General features: G+C 45.3%; 14 protein-coding genes. 6 read left to right on the top strand and 8 right to left on the bottom strand.

Annotation, left to right across the window (positions count from 1 at the left end; translation table 11 throughout):
* The first annotated feature begins 151 nt into the window (after positions 1-151).
* The 3 genes from BVI01S_RS14235 to BVI01S_RS14225 all read left to right on the top strand — a co-directional run bounded on the left by BVI01S_RS14235 (position 152) and on the right by BVI01S_RS14225 (position 2,237).
* Positions 152-1,006 carry a COX15/CtaA family protein gene (locus tag BVI01S_RS14235; protein ID WP_034756300.1) on the top strand — a complete coding sequence of 285 codons (855 nt, stop codon included), beginning with the start codon at positions 152-154 and terminating at the stop codon, positions 1,004-1,006.
* Positions 1,007-1,106: 100 nt separating this feature from the next.
* On the top strand, positions 1,107-2,024 hold the full coding sequence (locus BVI01S_RS14230) for a YIEGIA family protein (RefSeq protein ID WP_061810698.1): 918 nt from the start codon (positions 1,107-1,109) through the stop codon (positions 2,022-2,024).
* Between the two features lie 24 nt (positions 2,025-2,048).
* On the top strand, positions 2,049-2,237 hold the full coding sequence (locus BVI01S_RS14225) for a capping complex subunit for YIEGIA (RefSeq protein ID WP_034760392.1): 189 nt from the start codon (positions 2,049-2,051) through the stop codon (positions 2,235-2,237).
* 41 nt (positions 2,238-2,278) lie between these two features.
* Here the strand turns inward: BVI01S_RS14225 and BVI01S_RS14220 are convergent, their stop codons facing one another.
* The 5 genes from BVI01S_RS14220 to BVI01S_RS14200 all read right to left on the bottom strand — a co-directional run bounded on the left by BVI01S_RS14220 (position 2,279) and on the right by BVI01S_RS14200 (position 7,605).
* Complete coding sequence (locus tag BVI01S_RS14220) at positions 2,279-3,436, bottom strand: ABC transporter permease (protein ID WP_034756296.1); 1,158 nt, start codon at positions 3,434-3,436, stop codon at positions 2,279-2,281.
* Between the two features lie 13 nt (positions 3,437-3,449).
* The gene (locus BVI01S_RS14215; RefSeq protein WP_061810697.1) at positions 3,450-4,664 is read right to left on the bottom strand and encodes an ABC transporter permease; all 1,215 of its coding nucleotides are present in this window, start codon (positions 4,662-4,664) and stop codon (positions 3,450-3,452) included.
* A gap of 12 nt (positions 4,665-4,676) precedes the next feature.
* Positions 4,677-5,612 (bottom strand): ABC transporter ATP-binding protein, encoded by a 936-nt coding sequence (locus tag BVI01S_RS14210; RefSeq protein WP_061810696.1) that lies wholly within the window; start codon positions 5,610-5,612, stop codon positions 4,677-4,679.
* Between the two features lie 146 nt (positions 5,613-5,758).
* A complete protein-coding gene (locus BVI01S_RS14205) occupies positions 5,759-6,415 on the bottom strand; it encodes a response regulator (protein ID WP_061810695.1) in 657 nt (218 codons plus the stop codon).
* Positions 6,415-7,605, bottom strand: a complete 1,191-nt coding sequence (locus tag BVI01S_RS14200; RefSeq protein ID WP_061810694.1) for a sensor histidine kinase — start codon at positions 7,603-7,605, stop codon at positions 6,415-6,417. The genes BVI01S_RS14205 and BVI01S_RS14200 overlap by 1 nt, the downstream gene beginning before the upstream one ends.
* Positions 7,606-7,802: 197 nt before the next feature.
* Between BVI01S_RS14200 and BVI01S_RS22575 the strand changes: the two genes are divergently transcribed.
* Positions 7,803-7,976 carry a hypothetical protein gene (locus tag BVI01S_RS22575; protein WP_156477337.1) on the top strand — a complete coding sequence of 58 codons (174 nt, stop codon included), beginning with the start codon at positions 7,803-7,805 and terminating at the stop codon, positions 7,974-7,976.
* A gap of 298 nt (positions 7,977-8,274) precedes the next feature.
* On the opposite strand, the gene BVI01S_RS14195 is transcribed toward BVI01S_RS22575, so the two are convergent.
* Positions 8,275-9,102: a nucleotidyltransferase domain-containing protein gene (locus BVI01S_RS14195; protein WP_061810693.1), complete on the bottom strand. Its 828-nt coding sequence runs from the start codon at positions 9,100-9,102 to the stop codon at positions 8,275-8,277.
* 187 nt (positions 9,103-9,289) lie between these two features.
* On the opposite strand from BVI01S_RS14195, the gene BVI01S_RS14190 reads away from it, so the two are divergent.
* Both BVI01S_RS14190 and BVI01S_RS14185 read left to right on the top strand, forming a co-directional pair.
* On the top strand, positions 9,290-10,036 hold the full coding sequence (locus tag BVI01S_RS14190; RefSeq protein ID WP_034756284.1) for a DUF2087 domain-containing protein: 747 nt from the start codon (positions 9,290-9,292) through the stop codon (positions 10,034-10,036).
* Positions 10,037-10,052: 16 nt separating this feature from the next.
* Positions 10,053-10,412, top strand: coding sequence for a GIY-YIG nuclease family protein (locus tag BVI01S_RS14185; RefSeq protein WP_034756282.1), 360 nt, complete (start codon positions 10,053-10,055; stop codon positions 10,410-10,412).
* Between the two features lie 52 nt (positions 10,413-10,464).
* Here BVI01S_RS14185 and BVI01S_RS14180 read toward each other — a convergent pair whose 3' ends face one another.
* Positions 10,465-11,136 (bottom strand): CPBP family intramembrane glutamic endopeptidase, encoded by a 672-nt coding sequence (locus BVI01S_RS14180; RefSeq protein WP_034756277.1) that lies wholly within the window; start codon positions 11,134-11,136, stop codon positions 10,465-10,467.
* An 18-nt stretch (positions 11,137-11,154) separates the two neighbouring features.
* Positions 11,155-11,595, bottom strand: a complete 441-nt coding sequence (locus BVI01S_RS14175; protein WP_061810692.1) for a GNAT family N-acetyltransferase — start codon at positions 11,593-11,595, stop codon at positions 11,155-11,157.
* Positions 11,596-11,609: the final 14 nt, after the last annotated feature.

Below are 11,609 nucleotides of genomic sequence, written 5' to 3'. Positions count from 1 at the left end.
GCTACCATTAATATTCTTTCCAATATTTTCTAACGATAGATGAACGTTATGTGACATCGACGTTTAACGATTGTGTTCCATCTCACAATCCTGTTAGTATATGAACAGATATCAATATATGTTGATTCTAACACGAAAGGACTCCAATGATATGAAAAATAGATTCTCATTCTTTACGATCATCGTCACCATCGCTGCATTGGTGCTCGGCAACCTGGTCGTAGCGACACATTCAGGTGATGCTTGCGGGAGTGATTGGCCGATCTGTAACGGAAAAGTCATTCCGGATATCACCAATTATCGTGTCGTAATCGAATACTCTCACCGGTTATTCACGACACTGCTCGGACTGGTCATTCTGATCAACGCCATCATTGCCTGGAGAAAGACAACCGATAAAGCCGTGAAAGTCATCTCATTACTGTCATTGGTTCTGTTATTTACTCAGGCGATGATTGGCGGGATGAATGTCCTACTTGGCACACCGACCGGTTTCACGACACTCGATGTCATGTTCAGCCTCTTTCTATTAATCTCTCTTATTTTCCTTCATGAAGGATTACAGAGAGGAACTGGAAACGTGAAGTTGAATGAAGTGAAAAAGCCATTAGTGATCGGGTTTTCCGCACTCATGCTCGAGGTGTTAATCGGCGCACTCTTTAAACATTTCCAACTCAGCAAATTACTGTTTGAAGTAAGAAACACGAATGTGGAACTTGCCAATTTCACTTATGTGATCCACGGATTGCTCGGTATGATTGCGTTATTCTTCATCGGATATGCCGTTTTCCTTGCATTAAGATTTAACGTGATGAGGAAATCTGCCTTACTCTTGATCCTCCTAGCCATTTTGACAACCTTTGGTGGATTTGTGGTAAAAACAGAGGAACTGAGCCCTGTGACGTCCTCCGTACACATGATCCTGTCCATTCTGACAGTCGCTTTATTGAGCCGGATGACGGCAGTGAGTTATTTTAATCAGAAGAAGAAAGCCAGGCAGATTTAAGTGCCTGGCTTTCTTGTGTCTTCGCACCACCACGTCGCATAATTCACATTCACGTTTCCCATACTAATCCAGATAGACCCATTGAATCGAGGTGAGATCTATGGAATCTGCTGGATTGACTGCAAACGAACTCTATACCATAACAAGCGCGATCATCATCGGAACCATGGCAAGGATCCTGACGATCAAAGAAGACTTCAGACAGTATCCGAGCTACCCGAATGGCTATTTCATTCAAATCATCACGGGTTTTGTAGCAGCGGCACTGGGAGCCGTGGCCATTCCCGCACTATTAAGTAAAAACTTCGTAGCTGTGACGTTCCTCACCCTGGCCCTCCAGCAATTCAGGGATGTCCGGAAGATGGAGAAAGAAAGCCTGAGCGACTTGGAAGAAACGGAATTCACTTACAGGGGGAAAGCCTACATAGACGGGATCGCCAAAACATTCGAAGCCAGAAATTATCTTGCCTTTATCGTCGCACTCGTCACGTCTCTTACGATATCCATTCTCCAAAACGCTTTCAATCCGGAGAATCTATGGATCTGTATTGCCGGAGGTGCCTTGATAGGTTTTGCTCTTCTTTACTATTTGCAGAGATTCACCAAGGGTAAAACGATTGGCGACATTGCAGAAGTCAAAGAAGGCAAAGTGGTCGTAAAACACTCCTCCTTGTATGTGGATGATATGTATGTCAGCAACCTGCTTGGTACGGACAATGCTGAGAAGCTGTTTTCTGAAGAAGGAATGGCCGTTGTCATCTATCCGAAAGAAAATCATTTCAGGATCAACCTTGATAACTTCGGTCAGCGTCAGGCCGCCTTATTCGAAGCATGCCGGGCATTGGGGGTCAAACGGTATCAGTTTACAAGAAAAGATTATGAAGACGGCAAGGTCATGATCACCCTTGTGCCGATCAAACGCGACATCGATGCGTTCATTGAGGCCGTCAAAAAATGTCCATTACTCGAAAGCACAAAAAAATCTCATGCTGTCATGAAAACCAACTTGAAAGGGTGATGCTTCTTGGGCAGGGAAAATTCAATGAAACCACCTTATCAAATACTAGCCTACTTAACGTCAAACCGTGACAGAGTCATCAACGGGGGACCGCTTCTACTATACAGTGAGGATCTTGAGGAATTAAAAGAGATGACCGTTGATATCGCAAAAGGATTAAAGGCTGACGTTGTTCAGATGACCAACGGGGATTACTTGGTTATCAGGATATAGAATAAGCCATGGGGCCATGGCTTATTCTTGATTCGTTCCTTCTATTCAAACCTCACTTTTCTCAACCCAACCATCAAAAACACAACTGCAAACCCGAGCAGGATCCCTACAGGTGTAACGATATCCGTGATATCTCCGCCCCTTACCGTCAACTCAGCAAACCCTTCCATCCCCCAATACTGTGGAAGGAAAGTTGAGATATGCTGAATAAAGTCCGGCATGATTTCAACCGGCCAGTAGACGCCGGCGATCATACAGGTGGAGATGATGATCAGGTTCCCGAAGACCGATTGCTGTTCTGACGTTTTGACGAATCCGGCAAGGAAAAGTCCAAGTCCGATGCTGCAGAGAAGCAGACTTGAAACGAGAATCATATTGGCGAACATATTCCCCCATTCGATGTGAAAAATCTTCTCTGACAGAGTCATCAAGATTCCGAATTGGATCCAGCCGATGACGAAGAATGCCAGCATGTATCCACATAATACTTCCACTTTGGTGGCAGGAGTGGACATCATCCGGTACCATACCCCGTTTTGTCTCGCCTCGAGTAGGATACCGGTGCTTGATAGCATGGCGATCATGACGAACATGATCGTGAAGCCTGCTGAACGCGCCGTCAAATTGTTCATCGATTGCCTATTTTCATTTTTCGTAACAGAGACGGTTTCAACAGCTGCAGGTACCAAGGTCCGTTCATCCGAGATTTTCTCCTGGATGAGGGCCGGACTTTCTCCCGTTGTCTCTTGATAAAATTTTGCAGCAGCTGTACTTACCTTCTGTTTCACGAGGCTGTCATTGATGAGCTGTTCCACAAGTGCCGCCCCTTCGAAGGAAGGTCCTGAAACAAAGACGACTTCCGGTGTTCCCTCATTTTGAAGCGTTGATTCGAATCCTTTTTCCACCGAAAGATATCCCGTTATTTCCTGGTTGTCGAACTGTTCGGCAACTCTCTTGCTATTTCCTTTTGTAAATGTAAAAGAATCGCTTGCTTTCATTTCATTGATCAGGGTCTGTGACGCCTCCGTCTGGTCTTCGTCCACTACGGCAATCTCCGGCTTATATTCCCCGTCTCCGGTTATGACTCCCCCGAAGATGAAGGTGAATAACAGGGGCATTCCGAACAGCAGCAGAAAGGCACGGCGATTTTGAAAAAGTCGTTTCACTTCAAATCGGGCTATGCTGATGATTTTTCTCATCCTATTTCTCTCCTTATCTAAGCTTTAATTTCAATGAACCAATCCACAATGCCAGAAGGCCGCTCAGTACGAGTACGGTGACAGGCAGGACAAGACTATTCCACGACGTTCCGTTCATGATATCGAGAAAGCCGCCGAGGGCCCACTTATTGGGGGCGATGGAGGCGAACTTCTGTAAGGCGTCAGGGAACGATGCCAGTGGGATCATCGAACCACCAAGCAGGGCGAGGACCTGCACGCCGATTCCCCCGATGGAATCTGCTGTTTTTTCATCCGTAAGGAATCCCGCAAGCAACATGGCAAGACCCGAAACCGTAACGGAGTACGCGAGGCCCAACAGGAGAAGCTGCCATCCATTGCTGCCCCAGTCCACTCCAAATAACAACCGGGTGGCGATGATGAACACCGTGAACTGGAGGATCGTGAACGAGAGGGTACCCAGAAACTTCCCTCCCATAATGGATGAGTGACGAATCGGACTGACCATCAGCCTTGCCAATGTATCGGTATTCCGCTCCTGAAGGATGGTTTTGGCCCCAATCGTGGTGTTGAATAGAATGAACATGACACCCATGGCAGCAGCATAGTATTGCATGCCTGAAAGAGGCTCCTTGCCGTCTTTTTGAGTGATGACCCCGTTTTCCTTTGAATCTGCAATCGTAGAAAGTTTTTCTGATAGATCCTTCATGGCAGCGGAAAGATCGATATTCTGATTGGACACCGGCACAGCCGATCCTAACTCCTGACCCATGGTCCGTGTAGCCGCCGATACCGTAGCCACGCGGTTCGTGAAGGATTCGGTGATAGTGGAAAGGATGGTGTACTGAATCTCCTTACCAGGATCTTTGTAAAGTTTGACCGGTACGGTTTCCCCGTTCACTATCCCGTCTCCCCAACCGTCCGGGATGACGAGGCCGCCATCCACCTTCCCCTCCTCGATGGCGTCCCGCAAATCGGATTCTGTTTTATAATTTTTTAAAGTGATACTGTCCTTCAATTCTTTTCCCTGCAGGGTGTCGTGCAGGAATTGATCTGTCAGCTCATCTTGTGAGGTAACCACGACTCCTGCAGTGAGTTCTGGCAGCGATCCATTTTCACTGAAAGCACCGCTTAAGGCCGATCCGAGGATGGCTGTCAGGACGATCGGCATCAATAATAGTGTGATAAAGGACTTCCGATCCTTGAGACGGATCCTGATATCTTTCCATGCAATGGTGAACATGCTCATGTCTATCTCCTCCTAATCCCGTAACGTTCGTCCTGTCAGCTGCAGGAATAGCGTCTCAAGATTTGATTCTTTAATTTCAACGGATTCAATCTTCAATCCCGCATGGACGGCTGACGTGATGACCGCGGCCACGGCTTCCTGCGGGTTCGGTGCAAATACTTCGATGATGCCGGCTTCCTGTTGAAAAGCGATTCGTCCTATATCCCCCGCCTTTTCCAACTCCTTCCTCGCCTCATCCGATAGATTTTCCACCTTTATCTGAATGAAGCTGCTTCCCGTTAGCCGGCTGCACAATTCTGACTTCGTCCCGAGGGCAATCACTTCCCCATGATCCATGATGCCGACGCGATTACAAAGGAACTCCACTTCCTCCATGTAATGACTCGTGTATATGATGGTCATGCCTTTTTCATTGAGTGCTTTGACGGTTTCAAGGATGTGATTGCGCGACTGTGGATCGATCCCCACCGTCGGCTCATCCATGATCAATAATTCCGGTTCGTGCATCAAGGCGGCTCCGATGTTGATTCTCCGCTTCATCCCTCCGGAGAAGGTTTCAACCCTATCTTTCCCCCGCTCCTTCAGTCCCACGATTTCGAGGACTTCCTCCACCCGTTTCTTTGCCTGAGCTCCGGTCAAACCGTACATCTTCCCCCAAAACAACAGATTATCCCTTGCTGACATCGTTGGATACAGGGCAATTTCCTGGGGGACCACCCCGATTTTCTTTTTAACCAACAACGGAAATTGTTTCACCGATTGACTGGCCACGAGCACTTCCCCATGATCATACGGGACAAGTCCGCAAATCATGGAAATCGTCGTTGATTTCCCCGCTCCGTTCGGTCCCAGCAATCCGAACGACTCCCCCTTTTCGATACTAAAGGATACGTTCTTCACGACCTCGTTTTTTCCATAGCTTTTCTTCAGCTCTTTCACTTCCAACATATCGCCACACCCTTTTTTCATTGACTATAGCTTAAGTATAGCGGGGATCTTCCTTTTCCAAATCCCTCCTGCGATAGAATTTGAACATAAAAAAATACAGCTTTGATAGCTGTATTTCATAGGGATACTATGCTGAAAGTCATGGTTCAATAATGTGTGATGTGATAGCGGACGGCAAAGATCGCCGCCTGGGTGCGGTCCCTTAACTCGAGTTTGCTGATAAGATTGGACACATGATTCTTTACGGTGCCTTCGGATATATACAGTTTCTCCGCAATTTCCTTGTTGTTCAGTCCGAGACCGAGCTGTTGAAGAACCTCCAGTTCCCGTTCCGTCAGTTCCTTAACGATTTCCGGGACTGTGTGGATTTGTTCTGCCGGCTGATTCCGTCTCATTTCCCTTACGATATCCGCCGTCAGCTCTTTCGGTAGCACCATGCCCCCCGATTGAACCGTCATGATCGCCTGGACGATGGCATCCGTCGGCATATCTTTCAGTAAGTATCCACTCGCCCCTTCTTCCAGTGCTTCAAAAATGAGCTCGCTGTCGTTGAAAGTAGTGAGCATGAGGACCTTAATGTCGGGATAGTTGGTGGTAATCAGTTTTGTTCCTTCCACTCCGCTAGCAATTGGCATGCGGATATCCATTAGAACGATGTCCGGACGGAGCTCCCCGGCTTTCTCAAACGCTTCCTGCCCGTTAGACGCAACCCCTGCCACCTCGATTTTCTGTCTCAAATCCAAGATCGTGGCAAGTCCGTCCCTCATTAATTCCTGATCGTCGACGATTACTATTCTGACCATTATGATCCCCCCATTTGCCATTTCATCTCTATTAACGGCACCGTTGCTTTCACACGGAACCCTTCTTTCGTACTTTCAAAGACGGTGGTCCCTCCATGTTCATGAATTCTGTCTCTCATATGCTTCAAGCCGAATCCGGGATTGATATCCGCCGACCCTTTTCCGTCATCCTGAATTCGGATTTCCACCTCAGATTCAGAAACTTCCAGCATGACACTGCATTCCTTTGCTTCCCCGTGTCGGACGGCATTGGTGATCGATTCCTGTATGACCCGGGTCAGGTCAAGCTGGATGGAGATTGGGATGGTCGTCACATCCCCTTTAACGGTAAAACTGGAGATGAGACCCGTCATCACCTGATAATCCTCCAGCAGTTTGCGGACTGTTGTGATGAAGGATTGCGGCTGATCGTGATCCTTCAAGGTCCTGACCGACAGGCGGATCTCCTGAAGGGTCTCCCTCGCCAGGTCTTCACAGAGCTCCATTTTCTGTCTGCTCATTTCAGGGCGTGAATCCATCAGCTCTTTCGCTACTTGAAGCTGAACGAGAAGCGCCGTCATCTTATGGCCGACCGTATCATGGATTTCCCCGGAAATCCGATTCCGTTCCCGGATCAGCGTCAACTCCTCCACCTGCTTTGAATAATGATGCAGCTGCTCATGGGCCGCGGTCAGCGCGGAATGGGTCTCCTGCAGTTCCCCGTACTGGGTTTCAATTTTGGCCCGTGCATGGAACAGTTTATGTATAAGCCGTCCGACGACTGCTTCGAATACGATTAAGCTGAAATTGATGAGATTTTCCAAGAGTGAAAATGTGCCTGTCACTTGATAAGTATAGTACATAGAGCTGAACCAAATGATGAAAAAGGTTAAGCTGAAGCCCCATAGGACCTGGTTATCTTTAGCAGACAAGAACAGTGTCACTGCATTTACCCCAAACAGGATCAAATACAGAGACGATCCAGGATAAAAATAGACAAACCCTGTAATGAGGACGAAATCGAGGGCAAGGGGATAATAGGTCTGATTTCGAGTGGCCGCCAGTACAAAATGATTCAGTATAAATCCGATTCCCGCTATGATCACATACATGGTTTGTGCCGTTGATGGTGTACCAACAGAAGAATAATAGATGTAACTGATCATGGTGAACATGACCAGACGGAGAATGCTTAAGAAAGTCAGTTTCATGGAATCACCTCTATCGTGAGATCTCTCTTCATGCCTGTACATAGAGGTAGAAGATATTACCATTATAATCTTATTTGGGTGGTTTGGTAAGGTGGGGTTTGTAGATAAGATACTATGACACTAAAAGATTATAATCCCTGTAGTTGGGTAAAAAAACCATAAGTGTAAATTACAAAAATTAACAAGGAGGCGTTCCGATGAATCGCTGGTACTTTCCATTCGTTGTCGGGATCATTATATTTATGTTCTTATTCCTACTTGGGGATTATGAGATGGGTTTGATCCTGACATTGAGTGGTGGATTTACTCTCGGGTTTTTTCTTATGTATTGGTTTAATAGGGGTAGTAATAAGGGGGAAGGACGGCGTTAGTTAGAGGTGAGGCTTAATGGGGTTATTTGGCAAAAAACGCAATTAATTTGAAAAGGACGCAATAAAAGTGAAAATGACGCAATTATTCTTAAAAAGACGCAATCATCGTCGATTATGACGCAATTAATCCCTCTCCCCCTCTCTCTTCAAGACCATTACGACCAAAAAGGAGCACCAACCCCATGATTAGGGTTGGAACTCTTGGGTCTAACGTAATCTTGAACCCTTCCGACCTATTATCCTATGGTTTTTTACATTTTTAACAAAAACCAGTCCCTGATCAGTGGCTGTATAATCTTCACCATCCCCGTTGTCCCAACTCCATCCACTCTTCATCCCACACTTCCCTCAATGCACCCCTGAACAGCATATCCAATTCAGCCGTTGGATCAGGACTGTCTTTTTTAATCGACTTCGCATATGCTTCTACATGTTCGATTTCTTTTTGAAGATGTTCATAGATGGTATCGAGCCTCGGTTCGAGATAGATCTCTTCTCCCGCTCTCTTTTGTTTTAACAAATCTTCGAACGAAGCCTTCCATTCACCCCCTGGCACCAGTTCTTCAACCAGCTCTTGAAAATCAATAGGAGGGACCGAATCACATTTCTCGATCCATTTAGCAGCCAGCAGGGGACGGAGCACATTCAAATACTTTTTGACCCCTACTTCCTCTCCCTTAACTACATCCCGAAAATTCCCCTTCGCCATGCTCACATAATGATGCATACAAGAAACGGGGGAAAAGATCTTTTGCTCCAGTTCCCTCATTTGATTAATGGTGGAATAAGACTGGTAGTAGACAATCGTTGATTGGAGCCACTCGAGAAGAGGCGGATTCGATTTCCGGAATAACCTCAGTGCCTTCGTCAGCTCCCACCCGCTCATATCCAACAACGGCTCAATCGGAATCGAGACGGAATCCCTCGCAGGAACTTCGATCACATCTCTCTTTTGATCAATTGATAAATACCAGTCTGGCTTATGGATATAAATGAAGCGGACATCATAGTCGCTGTCTTTAGAAGGAAACCCCCACTCCCTGCTTCCGGATTCACAGGCAAATAAAACTTTTACATCGTGATCGATTTCGATTTGATGGATGACGTCAACGATATGTTCTTTCATGTTTTTGACCTCCAGTCGATGGATCTTGTAAGTTTAGATTCTACTTCAAATGATCAATTCCCTTTATTTTCACAAAAAACTCCCAGTTGACAAAAACCAAACGAAAATATAATATGTTTATAAATTAACCAACGAAATTAATTATAGTTTATATAATAACCAACAAAAGAGTAGGACGTGTGAAGAAATGGAACTTTCCAACCTGTTTTGGAGTGCCTCTTTGGAAGAAATGAAAAGAGGCTATATGGAAGAAGATGATGCATTTGTTTGTCTTTTATGCGGAGAGAGTATTGAAAAAGGCATGGTCTATCCACACGAAGATCGATTTTACCTGGCAGAAAAATATATGGGTGTTCATATTGACCGTAGGCATATTTCTGTGTTCGATTATTTAATCGGGATGGATAAAAAGCTCACGGGTCTGACCGATCACCAAAAGCGTTTATTGACCCTCTTTTATCAAGGGAAAAATGATAAGGAAGTTCAAGAAGAGTTGGAGATCGGAAGTGCGTCCACTATCCGGCATCACCGTTTTGCCTTAAAAGAAAAGGAGCGTCAAGCCAAGACCTTTCTGACCATGATGGAGTTACTGAAAGAAAAAGATGAAAACGCCCCGACGTTTGTACCCGTTCATCAAACCGCCACCATGGTAGACGAACGATACAACGTCACTCAGGACGAACAGGATCACATACTGAAGAAATACTTCTCCGACGGGACATTGACAAAATTCCCTCCAAAGGAAAAACAAAGGCTCGTCGTCCTTCGTGAGATTTCGAAACAGTTGAAAAAAGACCATGTGTACGATGAAAAAGAATTAAACGGGGTCCTAAAAGACATTTATGAAGATTACGTTCTCATCAGGAGATACATGATTGAATACGGCTTACTCGACCGGAAATCCGACGGAAGCCAGTATTGGGCAAAAAAATAAACGGGAGGTCTGTACCATGGATCGAAAACGGGAGTTAAAACAACAATACAAAGAAACACCGGTTGAAGCCGGTGTCTTTCAAATTACAAACAAGCAAAACAATAAAATGTATATCGGAAGCACGAAGAACTTGAAGACCTTGAACGGGATTAAGTTCATGCTCGATAACAATGGATTCACGACTAGTAAATCGTTACAAACGGCATGGAATGAGTTTGGCAAAGACGCTTTTACCTTTGAGGTGCTGGAAAAATTGAAAAAAAATGATGATCCATTTCTTACGGAGAAAGAAGCTCTGGCTGAGCTGGAGGAAAAGTGGTTGGAGAAAATGCAGCCTTATGGGGAACAGGGATATAATCAGAAGCAGGCAAGATGATCACAAGAACGCTCAGAGTCATTTTTTCTGAGCGTTTTTTAATGGCTGGCATCTAAAAATAAAGAAACAACTGCACCATATATAGATTCCACAATGAATGAGCCACCATCGCCGGCAGGATCGATTTCGTTTTATAAGCGGTCATCGTTAAAAGGAAGCCAGCCAGTACAGTGAACAGCCAAATTTCCGATGGGTGGATGAGTCCAAATAAGATCGATGTAATGCCGACTGCCCATAATGGCTTTACGAATTTTAAAAGGACCGTCAACAAAATGCCCCTGAATATAATTTCTTCAGAGATCGGTGTCAGGACCGCCACCTCGACCGTCTCTCGCCAGCTGCTTGCATGAAGCATATGATTGTTGAAGTAAAAAATATAGTATTTGTCGAGCAGTACTTCAAAATGGAGACTTAGGTGCAATAATACGTAAGGAAGCATAAAAGTGAGAAAAATCCATAGGTAGGTTCCTGGTTTCTTGAAGACTTCCACTTTCATTAGTGGCACGATGAATGTCCTGATATTCTTATAACCCAGCGTGACGGGCATAAAATATAAAAACCAAATGAGTCCTTTCAGTCCGTCATAGTTCTGAAGAGGCAATTGATTGATGACATAACCTGGGAGCGCCAACATGGTCAAATAGATTAATAGCGTTTTAAATCTAATGGTCGATGCATCTGTTGTCACAGGTATTGGTTCATGTGCAGGTGAACTGTTTAGCATGGAATCCCCTCCGCTCTGCTATAACTTCTTTTCCAGAATGATCTTATGCAAGCCTTTCGCATCTATATACGTATCAATGACATCAAAACCATTCTTGATATTGAGAATCAGCATACTGCGCCATTTATTCATGGTTTTCGTTTGCACCACCATAAACCCAAGTTCCTTCAACGTTTGATGCTGCCGTTTCATCAACTCTGCCGCAATTCCCTGTTTTCGGTAGTCCGGATCCACGCCTCCCAACCAGCTATAAAAGGTATCGGGATCCAGCTCATAGCCTATTTTATATCCAATGATTCTGGAATCTTCCATCGCCACATCTATTAATATTTCAGGCTTATTGGCCATTTTAATGATCAAATCGTCCGATGTTTCAAATATAGATCCGTGTAATGTCACCATTCCATTCATGATATGGTCTTCGGGTAACGAGCGAAACTGATGATAATGAATACGCAAGGCATTGCCTCCTC

The organism is Rossellomorea vietnamensis NBRC 101237 (assembly GCF_001591825.1).
Classification (GTDB): Bacteria; Bacillota; Bacilli; order Bacillales; family Bacillaceae_B; genus Rossellomorea; species Rossellomorea vietnamensis.
This window is presented reverse-complemented; position numbering and strand designations above follow the sequence as displayed.

Excerpts from the sequence above, each read along its gene's own strand:
- BVI01S_RS14235 (WP_034756300.1), top strand. The coding sequence starts at position 152 with ATGAAAAATAGATTCTCATTCTTTACGATCATCGTCACCATCGCTGCA.
- BVI01S_RS14190 (WP_034756284.1), top strand. The coding sequence starts at position 9,290 with ATGGAACTTTCCAACCTGTTTTGGAGTGCCTCTTTGGAAGAAATGAAA.
- BVI01S_RS14225 (WP_034760392.1), top strand. The coding sequence starts at position 2,049 with ATGAAACCACCTTATCAAATACTAGCCTACTTAACGTCAAACCGTGAC.
- BVI01S_RS14195 (WP_061810693.1), bottom strand. The coding sequence starts at position 9,102 with ATGAAAGAACATATCGTTGACGTCATCCATCAAATCGAAATCGATCAC.
- BVI01S_RS14215 (WP_061810697.1), bottom strand. The coding sequence starts at position 4,664 with ATGAGCATGTTCACCATTGCATGGAAAGATATCAGGATCCGTCTCAAG.
- BVI01S_RS14230 (WP_061810698.1), top strand. The coding sequence starts at position 1,107 with ATGGAATCTGCTGGATTGACTGCAAACGAACTCTATACCATAACAAGC.
- BVI01S_RS14220 (WP_034756296.1), bottom strand. The coding sequence starts at position 3,436 with ATGAGAAAAATCATCAGCATAGCCCGATTTGAAGTGAAACGACTTTTT.
- BVI01S_RS14185 (WP_034756282.1), top strand. The coding sequence starts at position 10,053 with ATGGATCGAAAACGGGAGTTAAAACAACAATACAAAGAAACACCGGTT.
- BVI01S_RS14180 (WP_034756277.1), bottom strand. The coding sequence starts at position 11,136 with ATGCTAAACAGTTCACCTGCACATGAACCAATACCTGTGACAACAGAT.
- BVI01S_RS22575 (WP_156477337.1), top strand. The coding sequence starts at position 7,803 with ATGAATCGCTGGTACTTTCCATTCGTTGTCGGGATCATTATATTTATG.
- BVI01S_RS14210 (WP_061810696.1), bottom strand. The coding sequence starts at position 5,612 with ATGTTGGAAGTGAAAGAGCTGAAGAAAAGCTATGGAAAAAACGAGGTC.
- BVI01S_RS14205 (WP_061810695.1), bottom strand. The coding sequence starts at position 6,415 with ATGGTCAGAATAGTAATCGTCGACGATCAGGAATTAATGAGGGACGGA.
- BVI01S_RS14200 (WP_061810694.1), bottom strand. The coding sequence starts at position 7,605 with ATGAAACTGACTTTCTTAAGCATTCTCCGTCTGGTCATGTTCACCATG.